The organism is Limnohabitans sp. WS1, assembly GCF_003063265.1.
Lineage (GTDB): Bacteria > Pseudomonadota > Gammaproteobacteria > Burkholderiales > Burkholderiaceae_C > Limnohabitans_A.
Window position 1 is genome coordinate 628,628 of record NZ_NERU01000001.1, and the last position, 17,189, is coordinate 645,816.

At 62.1% G+C, this 17,189-nt stretch carries 14 protein-coding genes; 10 read left to right on the forward strand and 4 right to left on the reverse strand.

Features of this window, described 5'->3' with window-relative positions:
• The first annotated feature begins 133 nt into the window (after positions 1–133).
• On the forward strand, positions 134–1,357 hold the full coding sequence (locus B9Z48_RS03010; protein ID WP_108377073.1) for an alanine--glyoxylate aminotransferase family protein: 1,224 nt from the start codon (positions 134–136) through the stop codon (positions 1,355–1,357).
• On the opposite strand, the gene B9Z48_RS03015 is transcribed toward B9Z48_RS03010, so the two are convergent.
• Together B9Z48_RS03015 and B9Z48_RS03020 are read right to left on the reverse strand one after the other, a co-directional pair.
• The gene (locus B9Z48_RS03015; RefSeq protein ID WP_108377074.1) at positions 1,342–1,809 is read right to left on the reverse strand and encodes a DUF3237 domain-containing protein; all 468 of its coding nucleotides are present in this window, start codon (positions 1,807–1,809) and stop codon (positions 1,342–1,344) included. The two genes, B9Z48_RS03010 and B9Z48_RS03015, sit on opposite strands and share 16 nt — an antisense overlap.
• Positions 1,810–1,866: 57 nt before the next feature.
• The gene (locus B9Z48_RS03020; protein ID WP_194944658.1) at positions 1,867–2,466 is read right to left on the reverse strand and encodes a DUF502 domain-containing protein; all 600 of its coding nucleotides are present in this window, start codon (positions 2,464–2,466) and stop codon (positions 1,867–1,869) included.
• 109 nt (positions 2,467–2,575) lie between these two features.
• Between B9Z48_RS03020 and B9Z48_RS03025 the strand changes: the two genes are divergently transcribed.
• Positions 2,576–3,661 carry a 3-deoxy-7-phosphoheptulonate synthase gene (locus B9Z48_RS03025; protein ID WP_108377075.1) on the forward strand — a complete coding sequence of 362 codons (1,086 nt, stop codon included), beginning with the start codon at positions 2,576–2,578 and terminating at the stop codon, positions 3,659–3,661.
• Positions 3,662–3,956: 295 nt separating this feature from the next.
• Here the strand turns inward: B9Z48_RS03025 and B9Z48_RS03030 are convergent, their stop codons facing one another.
• A complete protein-coding gene (locus B9Z48_RS03030) occupies positions 3,957–5,102 on the reverse strand; it encodes a mandelate racemase/muconate lactonizing enzyme family protein (protein WP_108377076.1) in 1,146 nt (381 codons plus the stop codon).
• A gap of 48 nt (positions 5,103–5,150) precedes the next feature.
• Positions 5,151–6,704, reverse strand: a complete 1,554-nt coding sequence (gene garD / locus B9Z48_RS03035; protein ID WP_108377077.1) for a galactarate dehydratase — start codon at positions 6,702–6,704, stop codon at positions 5,151–5,153.
• Positions 6,705–6,798: 94 nt separating this feature from the next.
• Here garD and B9Z48_RS03040 point away from each other — a divergent pair, with 94 nt between their 5' ends.
• The 8 genes from B9Z48_RS03040 to B9Z48_RS03075 all read left to right on the forward strand — a co-directional run bounded on the left by B9Z48_RS03040 (position 6,799) and on the right by B9Z48_RS03075 (position 17,184).
• Complete coding sequence (locus B9Z48_RS03040; RefSeq protein WP_089955697.1) at positions 6,799–7,827, forward strand: LacI family DNA-binding transcriptional regulator; 1,029 nt, start codon at positions 6,799–6,801, stop codon at positions 7,825–7,827.
• A 109-nt stretch (positions 7,828–7,936) separates the two neighbouring features.
• Complete coding sequence (locus B9Z48_RS03045) at positions 7,937–8,923, forward strand: tripartite tricarboxylate transporter substrate binding protein (protein ID WP_233261002.1); 987 nt, start codon at positions 7,937–7,939, stop codon at positions 8,921–8,923.
• Positions 8,924–8,943: 20 nt separating this feature from the next.
• The gene (araD, locus tag B9Z48_RS03050; protein WP_108377079.1) at positions 8,944–10,695 is read left to right on the forward strand and encodes an L-arabinonate dehydratase; all 1,752 of its coding nucleotides are present in this window, start codon (positions 8,944–8,946) and stop codon (positions 10,693–10,695) included.
• 11 nt (positions 10,696–10,706) lie between these two features.
• A complete protein-coding gene (locus tag B9Z48_RS03055; protein ID WP_108377080.1) occupies positions 10,707–11,438 on the forward strand; it encodes a ribonuclease activity regulator RraA in 732 nt (243 codons plus the stop codon).
• A gap of 196 nt (positions 11,439–11,634) precedes the next feature.
• Positions 11,635–12,378 carry a LytTR family transcriptional regulator gene (locus tag B9Z48_RS03060; RefSeq protein WP_158273198.1) on the forward strand — a complete coding sequence of 248 codons (744 nt, stop codon included), beginning with the start codon at positions 11,635–11,637 and terminating at the stop codon, positions 12,376–12,378.
• 998 nt (positions 12,379–13,376) lie between these two features.
• Positions 13,377–14,240 carry a xanthine dehydrogenase family protein subunit M gene (locus B9Z48_RS03065; protein WP_108377082.1) on the forward strand — a complete coding sequence of 288 codons (864 nt, stop codon included), beginning with the start codon at positions 13,377–13,379 and terminating at the stop codon, positions 14,238–14,240.
• Between the two features lie 17 nt (positions 14,241–14,257).
• The gene (locus B9Z48_RS03070) at positions 14,258–14,743 is read left to right on the forward strand and encodes a (2Fe-2S)-binding protein (RefSeq protein ID WP_053169257.1); all 486 of its coding nucleotides are present in this window, start codon (positions 14,258–14,260) and stop codon (positions 14,741–14,743) included.
• Between the two features lie 29 nt (positions 14,744–14,772).
• Positions 14,773–17,184, forward strand: coding sequence for an aerobic carbon-monoxide dehydrogenase large subunit (locus B9Z48_RS03075; protein ID WP_108377083.1), 2,412 nt, complete (start codon positions 14,773–14,775; stop codon positions 17,182–17,184).
• Positions 17,185–17,189: the final 5 nt, after the last annotated feature.

A 17,189-nucleotide genomic window follows, 5' to 3' on the forward strand; every position in this document is an offset into this window, starting at 1 on the left:
TTGCAAAAAAAGAACGCCAACGTTGGCTGTGGCTCACGGCCATTATCCAGCGCCTGCCTATCGCACAGGGTACAGTCGCCCCCAACAAGTCCCACTAGACTGAAAACCTTTTTCACCGACCTGCAGGAACGGCATGAACCGCTTTTCACCGTCCACCCCCCGCATTCCCGGCATCCGCTTTGTGCATTCGCCCGGCCCCACCCATGTGCCCGACGAGGTCATGCACGCCATGCAGCGGCCCATGACCGATTTGTCGGACCCTCGGGTGGCGGCCATGATCGCCGAATGTGAAAGCGGCATGAAACGGCTGCTCAACAGCCCTCGTTCAGATGTGTTCCTGTTTGCCAGCAACGGCCACGGCATGTGGGAGTCGGCAGCGGCCAACCTGGCGTCGCCGCAGCACACCTTGCTGCTGGCCGGTTCGGGCCATTTTTCAGACCAGTGGGCGATCCAGATTGAGGGGCTGGGCATCGCTTTGCAGCGCACGCCCTACCAAGAGGGCCATCCTTTTGACGTGGCTGCGATCGAGCAAGCCCTGCGCGAAGACAAAGACCACCGCATCAGCGCGGTGATGGTGGTGCACACCGACACCGCCAGTGGCGTGACCAGCGATCTGGCGGCGGTGCGCCGCGCCATCGACGCGGCGGCGCACCCGGCGCTGTATGTGGTCGACGTGGTGGCTTCGTTGGCCGCAAGCCCGTTTGACATGGACGCTTTGGGCGTGGACGTGGCCCTGGGCAGCTCGCAAAAAGGGTTGATGATGCCACCCGGTCTGGGTTTTGTGGCCGTGAATCCCCAAGCCATGGCCTGGTCGGCCCAGCACGCTGACCCGCGTTTTTACTGGGACTGGCAACGCCGCCAGTCCACCAACCAGTCGGCCAAGTTTTGCGGCACGCCGCCGCTGGCCCACATTGCTGGCTTGGAAACCGCCATTGCTTTGCTCGAAGCCGAGGGCTTGCCAAACGTGTGGGCCCGGCACCAACGTTTGGCGGGCGCGGTGCACGCGGCCGTGGAGCGCTGGGCGGTGCATGGGGCCATGCGTTTTCATGCCCGCTTGCCCGAGACCCGTTCAGCCTCGGTCACGGCCATCGAGGTGGCACCTGGCATCGACCCCGAAGCCCTGCGCACCGTGGCCCGCGAGCGTTTTCAGGTGGCCATGGCCGGGGGCTTGGGGCCACTGGCGGGGCGGGTGTTTCGCATCGGCCACTTGGGCGACATGAACGAGCCCATGATTTTGGGGGCGCTGGCCGGCATTGAGGCGGCCATGACGGTGCAAAAAATCCCGTTTGGCACCGACGGCGTGGCGGCGGCAGTGGCCTTTTTGGCCGATCATTTGGCCGTTCAAAGCACCCGGTAAAAACTCAGATACACCCCATCGGGCGTCCGTCGCCCACTGCCGATGAACTGGCTATCACTCAACCAGGCCCATTGCGGCGCGGTGGCTTCCAGCTTGGGTTGGCAGCGAAAGTAAATCTCGTCCGGGTTGACGGGTTGGCCGTTCATGATGCGTTGGGAGTTTTCGAGCGAGGCCACGCGCAAGGCGGTGTTTTGCACAAACACCCGGCTGCCGTCGTCCAGCTCAATCACGTAACGCGCGTCCAGGTGCGCCTGCGTGCCGCTGTTCAGGATGAGCTGAAAGTCGGCACCTCCGGCCATCACTGTGCCATTCAAGCGGGGGCCGGTCACGGTGCCGCCCGTGATCGGGATCATGCGGCGCAGACCCGCAGGGGTCTGGCCGACTTCTACGGGGGGGGCGATGGTCACGGCCAGGTCGCAAACATGCTCAAGTGCGGGTGGGGGCAGGGTCATGGCAGATTTTCCAAACAAGGGGAATGCGCAGTTTAAGGCGCAGCGCGGGGCAGTCTGTCACGTTGGCTCAGATGGACTTTTGGCGTTGCCCATCCAGGCGGTCAAGGATGAACGCATGGCTTCTTCCACCGACATGTCCAGCACCTGCACCCATTCGCGCGGCACAAACACGGTGTAGCCGCCGATCATGTAGCCCATGGGCAGATAGACCGCCACGTTTTGGCGGGTCTGCGCATCCAGCGGCAGGTCGCTCAGGTTTTGGCGCGTGACCAGGCCGATGATGGACAGCTCGCTGTCCGGTTTTTTCAACAGCACCACCTGCTGCGCATCGCGCTCGTGCGGCGAAAAGTAATCGGCAAAACTTTTGAGCGAGGAATAAATGCTTTTGACCAGCGGCAAGTTGGTGAAGGGCAACTCCACCCAGCTGAGCATGCGGGTCATGAAGGGCTGCGACACCAGAAAACCCAGCACCAGAATCAGCGCCGTGCCCAGCACAATGCCCAGGCCCGGCAGATAGAAATCGCCCGTGAACGGACGCAACACTTGCATGGCCAGGCCCTCAACCCAAGTGATGAACAGGTAAAGCACATAAACCGTCAGGCCCACAGGCAAAAAGCTGATCAGGCCGCGAAAAAAATAGGCGTAAATGCGTTTCATGCGCCAGATTGTGACCGTGCGGCAAAGGGCCGGGACAGGCGGGGAAAAGTCGCTTTTATACTGGTTCGCGTTATTCAGATCACATCGACCCACTCACCCCCACCTGCCCATGCTTTCCACCCAAGACAAAACCCGCATCGACGACACCCGCATCGCTTCGGTGCGCCCCCTCATGACGCCCGCCTTGCTCGAAGAGCGGTTGCCTGCCTCGCCCGCGCACCTGGCGCTGGTGGAACGTTCACGGCAAGACATCTCGAACGTGTTGCTGGGCCAAGACGACCGGCTGGTGGTGGTGGTCGGGCCGTGCTCGATCCATGACCACGACCAGGCCATCGCCTACGCCAAGCTGCTCAAGGCCGAGGCCGACAAACATGCGCAGGATTTGCACATCGTGATGCGCGTGTATTTTGAAAAGCCCCGCACCACGGTGGGCTGGAAGGGTTACATCAACGACCCGCACCTGGACGGCAGCTTTGCCATGAACCAGGGGCTGGAGATGGCCCGCAAGCTCTTGCTCGATGTCCTGGACTTGGGCCTGCCCGTGGCCACCGAATTTCTGGATTTGCTCAGCCCACAATTCATCAGCGACCTGGTCACCTGGGGCGCCATCGGTGCAAGAACCACCGAAAGCCAGAGCCACCGTCAACTGGCCAGTGGCTTGTCGTGCCCAGTGGGCTTCAAAAACGGGACCGATGGTGGTGTCAAGGTCGCGGCCGATGCGGTGGTGGCGGCCAAGGCTCCACACGCTTTTATGGGCATGACCAAGATGGGCCAGGCGGCGATCTTTGAGACGCGTGGCAACCAGGACGTGCACATCATTTTGCGCGGCGGCAAAGCGCCCAACTACTCGGCCGCCGATGTCGATGCAGCTTGCCAAGCGCTGCAAGCTTGCGGCATTGCGCCGCAGGTCATGGTGGACGTGTCGCACGCCAACAGCAGCAAGCAGCACGCCAAGCAAATCGAGGTGGCGCACGACGTGGCCGCGCAAGTGGCCGCAGGCGAGCGCCGCATCATGGGCCTCATGATTGAAAGCCATTTGAGCGAAGGACGGCAAGATCAAAAGCCGGGTCAGCCTTTGCAATACGGCGTGTCCATCACCGATGCCTGCATCAGCTTTGCTCAGACGGTGCCGGTACTCGATGCGCTGGCGCAGGCGGTGCAAAAGCGGCGGGGGGTGCAGCGGGCTGTTGGGTGATTGACAGGGTCTGCAAGCGTTTCATCCAGACATGCCATCCTCCAAGGTCAACAACGACTTGCCTTTTGAAACACGCAGTGATTTTGTCCGATGATGTTGGTTCGGGCGTTTTTTGTGGGAGCGGCGCCCTCGCCGCGATGGTGCCCTGACCCCCCCCATCGCCCGGACAACGGGGCTCTCTCGCCGATCGTGGAGCGCATCGCTGCGCCCAAGATCGGTTTTTCACTTCAAACTTCACAGGGCCGGCTCCATACGCACCGAGTCAAGGCGGTGCAAACCAGAGCCACCGATCCGCTCAGTTCACAGGCACACCCACTTCGGCCACCTCGCGTGTCCAGGCCCGGGCTTGTTCACTCAGGCTCACGCCCAGGCCGGTGCGGGTGGGCACCTGCATGCGGCCGTTGTGGATGGTGATGCGTTCGTTGAACAAGGGCTCCAGCCATTCAAAGTGTTCGACCCAGGGTTCGGTCTTGTAGGCAGCGGCCAGGTGCACATGCAGCTCCATGGCAAAGTGCGGCGCCAGCATCACGCCCGCATGTTCAGCCAGGGCGGCCACTTTCAAAAACGGTGTGATGCCGCCCACGCGCGGCGCATCGGGCATCAGGTAATCGGCGGCGCGGTGGCGGATCAGGTCCCAGTGCTCGCCTGCACTGGTCAGCATTTCACCCGTGGCAATGGGGGTGTCAAATTGGGTGGCCAGCGCGGCATGGCCTTCGTGGTCGTAGGCGTCCAGCGGCTCTTCGATCCAGACGAGGTTGAAGGCTTCGAGCGTGCGGCACATGCGTTGCGCGGTGGGGCGGTCCCATTGCTGGTTGGCATCGACCATGATGGGTACCGCGTCACCCAGGTGTTCGCGCATGGCGGCCACGCGCCGAATGTCCAGGGCGCAGTCGGGCTGACCCACCTTGAGTTTGATGCCGCCAATGCCTTGGGCGATGGACGCACTGGCATTCACCCGCAGCTGCTCCAGCGGGGTGTGCAAAAAACCACCCGAGGTGTTGTAGCAGCGCACCGAGTCGCGTTGCGCACCCAACAACTTGGCCAGCGACAAGCCCGCGCGTTTGGCCTTGAGGTCCCACAGCGCCACATCAAAAGCGCCTATGGCCTGCGTGCTCACACCGCTGCGTCCCACCGAAGCACCGGCCCAGCACAGCTTGTCCCACAGCTTGGCGATGTCGTTGGGGTCTTCACCCAGCACGGCCGGGGCGATTTCGCGTGCGTGGGCAAACTGGGCCGGACCGCCTGCCCGTTTGGAATAACTGAAGCCCAAACCCTGGTGGCCGCTGGCGGTCTGGATTTCGACAAACAGCATGGCGATTTCGGTCATCGGCTTTTGTCGGCCGGTCAGCACCTTGGCATCGCTGATCGGATTGGCCAAGGGCAAATAGCACGAAGACACGCGTGCCCAGGTGATGTGGTCGGGGGTGGTGGGTGTGGTCATGGTGTGTGAAGGAGGGGGGCAAAGGTAGAAAGGCCGTTGCAAAACGCTTCAGGTGATGGGGGCCGGATTGAACAGCACCAGCGCGTTGTGCAGCTTCCAGCGCTCGGCCCAGGTTTTTTGGCGGCCACTGGCCACCTCCAGCATCAAGTGAAACAGCTCCCAGCCCACGTCTTCGATGCTGGCACTGCCGTCGGCGATTTTTCCGGCGTTGATGTCCATCAGGTCATGCCAGCGCCGCGCCAGCTCGCTGCGCGTGGCCACTTTGATGACCGGCACTTCGGCCAGGCCGTAGGGCGTGCCCCGACCCGTGGTGAAGACATGCAGGTTCATGCCGGCGGCCAGTTGCAAGGTGCCGCAGATGAAGTCGCTGGCCGGCGTGGCCGCGTAAATCAGCCCTTTTTGGCGCAGTTTTTCGCCGGGTGCCAGCACGCCGCTGATCGGGGCTGTGCCCGACTTGACGATGGAGCCCATGGCTTTTTCGACGATGTTGGACAGCCCACCTTTTTTGTTGCCGGGGGTCGTGTTGGCGCTGCGGTCGACTTGGCCACGCGCCAGGTAGGCGTCGTACCAAGCCATCTCGCGCACCATGGCCTGGGCCACTTCGGGGGTGGACGCTCGTGCGGTCAGTTGGTCAATGCCGTCGCGCACTTCGGTGACTTCGGAAAACATGACGCTGGCGCCTGCACGCACCAGCAAGTCGGTGCAAAAACCCACCGCCGGGTTGGCGGTCACACCCGAAAACGCATCGCTGCCGCCGCACTGCACGCCCACCACCAGCTCACTGGCGGGCACGTTCTCGCGTCGGCGCTGGTTCAGCCGGGTCAGGTGCTCGCGGGCGGTGCCCATGATCGCCTCGATCATGGCCATGAAGCCCACATGGGCCTCGTCCTGCAGGCAAACCACGTCCAAGGCGGCGGGCTCGCTTCGGGTGTCGGTGATGGGAATGGTGCCCGGCGGCATCAGCCGTTCGGGCTGCAGCTTTTCGCAGCCCAGACTGACCACCATGACCTCGCCGCCAAAGTTGGGGTTCAGGCTGATGTGGCGCAGGGTGCGAATCGGGATCTCGGCGCCTTCGGCATCGATGGCCACGCCACAGCCGTAACTGTGCTCCAGCCCCACCACATCGTCCACATGGGGAAACAGCGGCAGCAGTTCGGCCTTGATGCGCTGGACGGCAAAGTCGACCACGCCCGAGACACATTGCACCGTGGTGGTGATGGCCAGGATGTTGCGGGTCCCCACCGAGCCGTCGGCGTTGCGAAAGCCTTCAAAGGTGTAGCCCTCCAGCGGGGGCAACGGGGCGGGCTGAGCGGTGGCCATGGGCAGCTGCGCCAGGCCCCGGGCCTCGGGCATGTGCAGCAGGCGCTCGTGCACCCAGCTGCCCGCCGCCACGTCCTGCAGCGCATGGCCAATCGGAATGCCGTAGCGCAGCACCGGGCTGTGCGCGGGCAAGTCAAGCAGGGCGACCTTGTGGCCTTGTGGCACTTTTTCACGCAGCACCAGGCCGCACGGCAGCACCGTGCCTGCGGGCAAGCCCCCGTCGTTGGCCACGATGGCCACGTTGTCGCTGGGGTGCATGCGGATGGTGAGGGGCGCGGCCATGGTGTCTCCTATGATCTGATCAAGCCCATCGCTTGACGGCATGTGTTACCAGCAAGATGATAGCGCTACCATTGCCGACCGACAAGAAACCTGAATGCCCGAAAAAGACCTTCCCAAAAAATCCCGGCGCAGCACCGGTGCCATGACCTTGCGCGATGTCGCCATGCTCGCCGGGGTGGCACCCATCACCGCCTCGCGTGCGATCAACACACCCGATCAGGTCTCGGCCGAGGTCTTGCGCAAGGTGCAGGAAGCGGTCTTGCGCACCGGCTATGTGCCCAACCGCATGGCCGGTGGGCTGGCGTCCTCGCGCAGCCGCTTGATTGCGGCGGTGACGCCCAGCACGGTGATGACGGTGCTCATGGGCACCATCGAATCGCTCAACAGCACTTTGTTTGATGCGGGCTACCAGCTCATGCTCGGGCAGACCAGCTACTCGAGCGAGCGTGAAGAGGCCTTGCTCGAAGCCATCATCGGGCGGCGTCCAGACGGCATTTTTCTGACCGGCCTGTTGCCGCCCGGCAAAAGTCGCACCCTGCTCATGGCCTCGGGCATTCCGGTGGTCGAATCTTGGGACCTGACGCCCACCCCGATCGACATGCTGATTGGCTTTTCCCACACCCACATTGGGCGCGAAGTGGCACGCTACCTCGCAGGCAAAGGCCACCGCCAAATGGCGATCGTGCGGGCCAATGATGAGCGGGCCAAGCGACGCGCGGCCGCTTTCCGTGACGAGCTGTTGCAGCTGGGCCTGCCCCCCGTGGTCGAGGTGGACGTGCAGGACAGGCGCTCGATCCAAAGCGGCCGAGACGCATTGACCCAGTTGCAGCAAACCGCGCCCGATGTGGACGCGGTCTTTTGCAGCTCCGATCTGCTGGCTTTGGGGGTCCTGATGCAGGCTGGGGTGCTGGGTTTGAAAGTGCCGCAGCAACTGGCCATCATGGGCTTTGGCGACACCCCACTGGCCAGCGATGTGGCACCCGCCTTGTCGTCGGTGCGCATCAATGGTGAGGAGATTGGCCGACTCGCGGCCCAATACCTGATGGCCCGCGCCGAAGGGCGCGATGTGGCCTCACCCACCATCGACGTGGGGTTTTCTGTGGTGGCCCGCGACAGCGCCTGACCCTCGTAAACCCTAGCCTCCAAAGGATTGACGCCGCTTGGGGCGCTGGTTACGATGCCTGCAAGCGCAATTGGTAGCGCTACCAAAAACAAGCCGCAGGAGACAAGACATGAACAGCAAACGCAATTGGATGGGCCAGCTGCTGGCCTTGACGGTGGGCCTGACCGGTCTGGTCAGCACCGTTGCCCAGGCCCAGACCGACTACCCCACCAAGCCGGTCAAGATCATCGTGGCGTTTCCACCCGGGGGCACCAGCGACGTCATGGCCCGCATGGTGGCCGACGAGATGGGCAAGCTGCTCAAGCAGCCCTTTGTGGTGGAAAACATTGGTGGTGCGGGGGGCACCATCGGCATGGACCGCGCCCTCAAATTGCCCGCCGACGGCTACACCCTGATCCAGACCGGCGTGGGCCAAAACGCGGTGGCGCATGGCCTGGACCCCCAGCTCAAATACAACTCGATCACCGATTTCATCCACCTGTCGCAGATCCATTCCGGCCCCAATGTGTTGGTGGTGCACCCCTCAACCCCCTACAAAACGGTCAAGGACATTGTGGATTTCGCCAAGAAAAGCCCCGGCAAGCTGGACTACGGCTACACCCACGCCGCCTCGGGCCACATGGCGATGGAGCTGTTCAAACAAACCACCGGCATTTTCATGACCGGCATTCCTTACCGGGGCGGTGGCCCCATGCTGAACGATTTGCTGGCGGGGACCATCCCCATGATGTTCATCAACCAGGACGCCGCATTGCCCCACGTCAAAGCGGGCAAACTGCGCCCTGTGGCCGTGACCAGCGTGCAGCGAAACCCGCTGTACCCCGATGTGCCCACCATTGCCGAGGCAGGCTACAAAGGCTTTGAGGCCTTGTCCTGGTCGGGCATGTCGGTGGCCAAGGGCACCCCCCAGCCCATCGTGACCAAACTCGAAAGTGCTTTGGCGCAGGTCATGCAGTCCGACAACATCAAGCAGCGCATGGGCTCGGTCGGCTTCATCATCCCGGCGCAGGGCATCAAGCCCTACACCGCCTTTGTGCAAAGCGAGCTGGACACCTGGACCCAAGTCATCAAGACCGCAGGCATCAAACCTCAGTGAGCTTTTTCAAGAATTCCTTCATGACCGCCAAGAAAAAAACCTACGAAGAACTGCGCAGCGCCCGCTGGTTTGCACCGGACGATTTCCGATCTTTTGGCCACCGCTCACGCGCCATGCAAATGGGTTATGACCATGTGGACTGGGCGGGCAAGCCGGTGATCGCCATCGTCAACACCTGGAGCGACATCAACAACTGCCATTCGCACTTCAAGCAGCGGGTGGAGGACGTCAAGCGCGGCATATTTCAGGCCGGGGGTTTTCCCATCGAGTTGCCTGCCATCTCCTTGGCCGAAAACTTCGTCAAACCCACCACCATGATGTACCGCAACTTGCTGGCCATCGAGACCGAAGAGCTGCTGCGCTCGCACCCGGTCGACGGTGCCGTGTTGATGGGCGGCTGCGACAAAACCACACCGGGCCTGCTCATGGGGGCGCTCAGCATGAACATGCCCTGCATTTATTTGCCCGCAGGCCCCATGTTGCGCGGCAACTGGAAAGGCAAGACCCTGGGCTCGGGCTCGGACGCGTTCAAGTACTGGGACGAGCGCCGGGCGGGCAATATCACACAGACGCAATGGCTCGAAGTCGAAGGCGGCATTGCCCGCAGCCACGGCACCTGCATGGTCATGGGCACGGCCGCCACCATGATGGGCATTGCCGAAGCCATGGGCATGACCTTGCCTGGGGCATCCAGCATTCCGGCACCCGACGCCAACCACCCGCGCATGTCGGCTGCTTGTGGTCGGCGCATCGTGGACATGGTGTGGGAAGACCAAAAACCCTCGGACATCCTGACGCGCCAGAGCTTTGAAAACGCCATCACCGTGGCCATGGCCGAAGGCTGCTCGACCAACGCCATCATCCACCTGGTGGCCATGTCACGCCGCGCCGGGGCGCACTGCGCAGTGACGCTGGACGACTTTGACGCCTTCAGCCGCAAGGTGCCGGTGATCGCCAACATCCGCCCCAGCGGCGACCAGTACCTGATGGAAGATTTTTATTACGCCGGGGGCATGAAAGGCCTGATGAGCCGCCTGCGTGATGGCGGTTTGCTGCACCTGGACGCGATGACCGTCTCGGGCCAAACCGTGCGCGAGAACATCGCCGATGCCGAGGTTTACAACGACGACGTGATCCGGCCGCTGAGCAACGCGATTTACGACGAAGGCGCATTGGCCGTGCTGCGCGGCAATCTCGCGCCCGATGGCTGCGTGATCAAGCCCAGCGCCTGCTCGGCCAAGTTCCAGCAGCACACCGGCCCAGCCTTGGTGTTTGACGATTACCCCAGCCTGAAAGTCGCCATCGACGACCCCGATCTGAACGTGACCGAAGACCACGTCATCATCTTGCGCAACGCGGGCCCCAAGGGCGGCCCCGGCATGCCCGAGTGGGGCATGGTGCCGATCCCCACCAAGCTGGTCAAGCAAGGCGTGCGCGACATGCTGCGCATCAGCGATGCCCGCATGAGCGGCACCAGCTATGGTGCCTGCGTGCTGCACGTTGCGCCCGAAGCCTATGTGGGCGGCAACCTGGCGCTGGTGCAAAACGGTGACTTGATCACGGTGGACATTCCGAATCGCAGCATTCACCTGCAGGTGAGCGACGAAGAGCTGGCCACGCGCCGCGCCGCCTGGACGCCGCTGCCCAAACGCTTTGAGCGGGGCTACGGCCACATGTTCACGCAGCACATTTTGCAGGCCGACCAGGGCTGCGACTTCGATTATCTGGAAACCTCGTTCGGCGCATCGGTGAGCGAGCCGGTCATTTATTGAGCACGCAAGCCATGCCTCTCCAAGCCGAAACCCGTGACAAGCTCAAAACCGTGAGCACCGCCACCTTGTGCACCGCGCTGTTCAAGTGCGGCTTGCGCAACCAGTTCATTCAGGACGTTCGCCCCGTCAATGCCGACTTGCAGCGTGACATGCCCAATATGGTGGGTGAAGCCTTCACACTGCGCTACATCCCGGCCCGGGAAGACCTCAACCCCATCAGCGTGTTTCTGGACCGCCATCACCCTCAACGTGTGGCGGTCGAAACTTGCCCACCTGGCGCGGTGATGGTGTTTGACAGCCGCAAAGACGCACGGGCCGCATCGGCCGGTGGCATTTTGGTGTCACGTCTCATGGTTCGAGGCTGCGCGGGTGTGGTGACCGATGGCGGTTTCCGTGATTCACCCGAAATTGCGGCCTTGAATTTTCCGGCCTACCACCAGCGCCCCAGCGCCCCCACCAATTTGACACTGCACCAAGCGCTGGACATTAACGTGCCCATTGGCTGTGGTGATGTGGCCGTCTGGCCTGGGGATGTGATGGTGGGGGACAAAGAGGGCGTGGTTGTGCTGCCCGCACACCTGGCCGACGAGTTGGCCGACGAAGCGGTGGAAATGACCGTGTTTGAAGACTTTGTGATCGACCAAGTGCAAAACCACGGCCGCAGCATTTTGGGCCTGTACCCGCCCACCGATCCACAGTCCAAGGACGACTTTGCGGTTTGGCGTCAGGCCAAGGGGCGTTGACCGGCCATGGCACCTGGGCAAACCCCGGCCAAGCTGCCAGCATGCCAAGGGTGACACATACACCCTTGCAACAGCGGTTTCAATTCATTGTTAAAGTGGCCCAATTCCGCCATCCGACGGCGTCAAATGGTGAACTTTGAACCGCTTGGCCCTGCAAACCCGAAGCCGCTTGTCAGTCGCATCAATGCCCCCCACCATGGACGCCAAAACCACCGCCAACCCCAGCCTGTACTTGTTTGAAAAGTTCGAGGCCGGGGTCATCCACCTGGATGCCCAGCGCAATGTGCTGGCCATGAACGACTTTGCGCGACGGGTCTTGCCGGTGGACGAGAAACAACCTTTCAACAAACTGGTCACCTCTTTCCACCCTGAGCGCTCCAAGCCCAAAGTCAATTTTTTGCTCGACGAGGCTTCGGGTTGTCCCATGGCCAATGCCGTGCCCATGACCATGATCATCAACATCCCCGAACAGGTGTTGCTCATCAAGGTCAGCCGTTTGGGCGATGCCCATGGTGTCACCACTGGTTTTGCCTTGGTCTTCTACGACGTGACCCAAGTGGTCAGCCAGGAATTGCCCTCCGCTGAGCCCCCCGCCAAAAACATGCGCTTGTCGCGCATCCCGATGGTGGCCGATCAAAAAGTCTCGTTTGTCGACACCGCCGATGTGCTCAGCCTGGAGTCGCAAGCCCACTACACCCGCGTGCTCACGCGCGAGGGTTACCACTTTTGCAACCTGAGCATTGGCGATCTGGCGCTGCGCCTGGACCCAGCGCAGTTCATGCGGGTGCACCGCTGCTTCATTGTGAACTTGGATGCTGTGCAATCCTTGGGGCGCGAGGGCAGCAAAACCCACATCTTGCTCAAAGGCAAAAACACCCAAGCCGTGCCCGTGTCACGCGGCGAAGTCGCCCGCTTGCGCGAGGCACTGGGCCTGAGCTGAACCCCGCCTTTTGTGGGGGGCCACAAACTGCAGGCAGCCACCTGTGCGGGGCTCCCACAAACTGCAGGCATCGCCCTGTAGGAGCGACGCCCCCGTCGCGAAAAGCCTAGCAGACCACGCAGAATCGCCTCGAGGGCGAGGCTCCTACAAACTGCAGGCAGCCACTTGGGCGGGGCACCCACAATTTGCGGACATGGCCCTGTAGGAGCGACGCCCTCGTCGCGAAAAGCCTAGCAGACCACGCAGAATCGCCCCGAGGGCGGGGCTCCTACAAACTGCAGGCTGCCACCTGTGCTGTTCTCCCACAATTTGCGGACATGGCCCTGTAGGAGCGACGCCCCCGTCGCGAAAAGCCTCGCAGACCACGAAGAATCGCCTCGAGGGCGAGGCTCCTACAAAGAGCAGGCAGCCACCTGTGCGGGGCTCCCACAATTTGCGGACATGGCCCTTTAGGAGCGACGCCCTCGTCGCGAAAAGCCTCGCAGACCACGAAGAATCGCCCAGGGGGCGAGGCTCCTACAAACTGCAGGCAGCCACCTGCGCGAGGCTCCCACAATTTGCGGACATGGCCCTGTAGGAGCGACGCCCTCGTCGCTAAAAGCCTCGCAGACCACGCAGAATCGCCCCGGGGGCGAGGCTCCTACAAACTGCAGGTAGCCACTTGGGCGGGGCTCCTACAAAGTGCAAGCTGCCACCTGGGCTTTGCACCCACAAACTGCAGCCGCGATGAACCCTTGCAAACCGCCCGTCATTCCCCTTACACCCCCGGGTATTGAGCGTCCAAACCAAGGGTATTCACTGGGCTTTGAGGCACCTAGGACATTCCCTGATTGCGAGACCGACAAAGTCTGTTCAATTCATTTCGTGCTCAATAAAGTGCATTTCGTGCAATAAATCGGCCATTAAGAGACGAATTTGAATAAAACCTGACTCTTCAGTCGGAAAAGGACTCTCACCAATACTCCGAACTGTTTTTCACAAAACTCAGGAGACCCTTGATGATTCCACCGCGTTTTGAATACCACGCGCCCAAAACCGTCGGCGAGGCGGTTGCCTTGCTCGGCCAATTGGGCTCTGACGCCAAGTTGCTGGCCGGCGGCCACAGCCTGTTGCCCATGATGAAGCTGCGTTTTGCAGCCCCCGAACACCTGATCGACATCAACCGCATCCCTGAACTCAAGGGCATCCGCGAAGAAGGCGGCACCGTGGTGATCGGTGCCATGACGGTCGAAAACGAGCTGATCAGCTCGCCCATCCTGCAAGCCAAAGTGCCTTTGTTGTGCGAAGCGGCCAAGCTGATTGCCGACCCCCAGGTGCGCAACCGAGGCACGATTGGCGGCGACATCGCCCACGGTGACCCCGGCAACGACCACCCCGCGCTGTCCATCGTGATCGACGCGTCCTTTGTGCTCGAAGGCCCCAATGGCCGCCGCACCGTGGCCGCCGACGGTTTTTTCCTCGGCACCTACATGACGCTGCTCGAAGAAAACGAAGTCATGTGCGAGATCCGCGTGCCTGCCTTTGCCGCTGGCACTGGTTACGCCTACGAAAAACTCAAGCGCAAAACCGGTGACTGGGCGACAGCCGGTTGCGCGGTGGTGATCCGCAAGTCGGGTGACCAGGTCAGCCATGTGCGTGTGGCCCTGACCAACGTGGCCCCGGCCGCGCTGCGTGTCGAAGCCGCCGAAGCCGCTTTGCTGAACAAGCCCTTCAACGCCGCCAACGTGCAAGCCGCCGTGCAAGCCGCCATCGCCGCCTGCGACCCTGCCGAAGACCTGCGCGGTGACATCGAATACAAGACCGCCATGGCCGGTGAGATGGTCAAACGCGCCCTGAACAAAGCCTGGTCGCGCTGCGCTTAAAGCACAAGGAAAACAACATGTCCAAAAAACTCGTCACCGTTTCCGTCAATGGCAAAAAAGAAGAAAAAGCCGTTGAACCACGCACCTTGCTGATCCACTTTTTGCGCGAAGAACTCAACCTGACCGGCGCCCATATCGGCTGCGAGACCAGCCACTGCGGCGCTTGCACCGTGGACATCGACGGCCAATCGGTCAAGTCTTGCACCCACCTGGCGGTGCAGTGCGACGGCTCCGAAGTGCTGACTGTCGAAGGCCTGGCCAACAAAGGCGTGTTGCACGCGGTGCAAGAAGGCTTCTACAAAGAACACGGCCTGCAGTGCGGCTTTTGCACGCCCGGCATGCTCATGCGTGCCTACCGCTTCTTGCAAGAGAACCCCAACCCGAGCGAAGACGAAATTCGCCACGGCATGGCCGGCAACCTGTGCCGCTGCACGGGCTACCAAAACATCGTCAAAGCCGTCCAGTACGCCGCCAAAAAACTGCAAGAGCCCGTTGCGGCTTGATGCGAACACCCATTTGATCGGAGACACACATGAACGCACCGGTACAAACCGCTGAAGCCCGCGAACTCGCGCTGGCTGGCATGGGCGCATCGCGCCTGCGCAAAGAAGACGCCCGTTTCATCCAGGGCAAGGGCAACTACGTTGACGACATCAAGATGCCCGGCATGTTGCACATGGACATCGTGCGCAGCCCCATCGCCCACGGCCGCATCGTCAAAATCAACAAAGAAGCCGCCCTGGCCATCCCCGGCGTGCACGCCGTGCTGACTGCCGACGACTTGAAGCCCCTGAAGCTGCACTGGATGCCCACCCTCGCGGGTGACGTGGCCGCTGTGCTGGCCGACGAGAAGGTGCACTTCCAGATGCAGGAAGTCGCCATCGTCATCGCTGACGACCGCTACATCGCCGCTGACGCGGTGGAAGCCGTCGAGATCGAATACGAAGAGCTGCCCGTGGTGCTCGACCCGTATGCCGCCTTGCAGCCCGGCGCCCCCGTGATCCGTGACGATTTGGCTGGCAAGACGGAAGGCGCACACGGCAAGCGTGACCACCACAACCACATCTTCACGTGGGATGCCGGTGACAAGTCGGCTGCTGACGCCGCTTTTGACAAAGCCGAAGTGACCGTGTCGCAGCACATGTACTACCCCCGCGTGCACCCTTGCCCGCTGGAGACCTGCGGCTGCGTCGCTTCCTTCGACCCGATCAAGGGCGACCTGACCACCTTCATCACCTCGCAAGCCCCCCATGTGGTGCGCACCGTGGTGTCCATGCTCTCGGGCATCCCCGAATCCAAAGTGCGCATCGTCAGCCCCGACATCGGTGGCGGCTTTGGCAACAAGGTCGGCATCTACCCCGGTTATGTCTGCGCCATCGTGGCCTCCATCGTGCTGGGCCGCCCCGTCAAGTGGGTCGAAGACCGCATCGAAAACATCTCGTCCACCGCCTTCGCCCGTGACTACCACATGGACGGCGAATTGGCTGCGACGGCCGACGGCAAGATCACCGGCCTGCGCGTGAACGTGGTGGCCGACCACGGCGCGTTTGACGCTTGTGCCGACCCGACCAAGTTCCCTGCCGGCATGTTCCACATCGTCTCAGGCTCGTATGACATTCCAGCTGCACACGCCAGCGTCAAAGGCGTCTACACCAACAAGGCCCCCGGTGGCGTGGCTTACCGCTGCTCCTTCCGCGTGACCGAAGCGGTGTACCTGATCGAGCGCATGGTCGACGTGCTGGCGCAAAAGCTGGGCATGGACAAGGCCGAGATCCGCGCCAAGAACTTCGTCAAGAAAGAACAGTTCCCCTACACCAGCGCCTTCGGTTTTGAATACGACTCGGGCGACTACCAAACCGCTTTGGACAAAGTGCTGGAAGCCGTGGACTACAAAGGTCTGCGTGCCGAGCAAGCAGCCAAACGCGCTGACCCCAACAGCCCCACGCTGATGGGCATTGGCCTGGTCACCTTCACCGAAGTGGTGGGTGCTGGCCCGTCCAAGATGTGCGACATCCTGGGCGTGGGCATGTTCGACTCCTGCGAAATCCGCATCCACCCCACCGGCAGCGCCATCGCCCGCATGGGCACGATCACGCAAGGCCAAGGCCACCAGACCACCTACGCGCAGATCATCGCCACCGAGTTGGGTATTCCGTCTGAAGTGATTCAGGTCGAAGAAGGCGATACCAGCACCGCGCCCTACGGCTTGGGCACCTACGGTTCACGCTCCACGCCTGTGGCCGGTGCCGCCATTGCTTTGGCTGCTCGCAAGATTCACGCAAAGGCCCGCAAGATCGCCGCCCACATGCTCGAAGTCAACGAAAACGACCTCGACTGGGAAGTGGACCGCTTCAAGGTCAAGGGCGACGACAGCAAGTACAAAACCATGGCCGATGTGGCATGGCAGGCTTACCACCAGCCACCAGATGGCTTGGAGCCAGGCCTGGAAGCCGTGCACTACTACGACCCACCGAACTTCACCTTCCCCTTCGGCATCTACCTGTGCGTGGTGGACATCGACCGCGCCACGGGCGAGACCAAAATCCGCCGCTTCTATGCGCTGGACGACTGCGGCACCCGCATCAACCCGATGATCATCGACGGCCAGATCCACGGCGGTCTGACCGAAGGTTTTGCCGTGGCCATGGGCCAGCAAATGCCATTCGATGCACAGGGCAACTTGCTGGGCAACACGCTGATGGACTACTTCTTGCCCACCTTCGTGGAAACCCCGCACTGGGAAACCGACCACACCGTGACCCCTTCGCCACACCACCCTCTGGGTGCCAAGGGCGTCGCCGAATCGCCCCACGTCGGCTCGATCCCCACCTTCACTTCGGCTGTGGTCGATGCCTTCTCGCACCTGGGTGTCACGCACCTGGACATGCCGCACAACGCTTTCCGCACCTGGAAAGCGCTGCGCGAGCACGGCGCCGCTTTGTAATCAGG

Bases quoted from the DNA above. Each gene is read 5' to 3' on its own strand.
- B9Z48_RS03075 (WP_108377083.1), top strand. From the start codon at position 14,773: ATGAACGCACCGGTACAAACCGCTGAAGCCCGCGAACTCGCGCTGGCT.
- B9Z48_RS03010 (WP_108377073.1), top strand. From the start codon at position 134: ATGAACCGCTTTTCACCGTCCACCCCCCGCATTCCCGGCATCCGCTTT.
- B9Z48_RS03045 (WP_233261002.1), top strand. From the start codon at position 7,937: ATGAACAGCAAACGCAATTGGATGGGCCAGCTGCTGGCCTTGACGGTG.
- araD (WP_108377079.1), top strand. From the start codon at position 8,944: ATGACCGCCAAGAAAAAAACCTACGAAGAACTGCGCAGCGCCCGCTGG.
- garD (WP_108377077.1), bottom strand. From the start codon at position 6,704: ATGGCCGCGCCCCTCACCATCCGCATGCACCCCAGCGACAACGTGGCC.
- B9Z48_RS03040 (WP_089955697.1), top strand. From the start codon at position 6,799: ATGCCCGAAAAAGACCTTCCCAAAAAATCCCGGCGCAGCACCGGTGCC.
- B9Z48_RS03020 (WP_194944658.1), bottom strand. From the start codon at position 2,466: ATGAAACGCATTTACGCCTATTTTTTTCGCGGCCTGATCAGCTTTTTG.
- B9Z48_RS03065 (WP_108377082.1), top strand. From the start codon at position 13,377: ATGATTCCACCGCGTTTTGAATACCACGCGCCCAAAACCGTCGGCGAG.
- B9Z48_RS03015 (WP_108377074.1), bottom strand. From the start codon at position 1,809: ATGACCCTGCCCCCACCCGCACTTGAGCATGTTTGCGACCTGGCCGTG.
- B9Z48_RS03030 (WP_108377076.1), bottom strand. From the start codon at position 5,102: ATGACCACACCCACCACCCCCGACCACATCACCTGGGCACGCGTGTCT.
- B9Z48_RS03070 (WP_053169257.1), top strand. From the start codon at position 14,258: ATGTCCAAAAAACTCGTCACCGTTTCCGTCAATGGCAAAAAAGAAGAA.
- B9Z48_RS03055 (WP_108377080.1), top strand. From the start codon at position 10,707: ATGCCTCTCCAAGCCGAAACCCGTGACAAGCTCAAAACCGTGAGCACC.
- B9Z48_RS03025 (WP_108377075.1), top strand. From the start codon at position 2,576: ATGCTTTCCACCCAAGACAAAACCCGCATCGACGACACCCGCATCGCT.
- B9Z48_RS03060 (WP_158273198.1), top strand. From the start codon at position 11,635: ATGGACGCCAAAACCACCGCCAACCCCAGCCTGTACTTGTTTGAAAAG.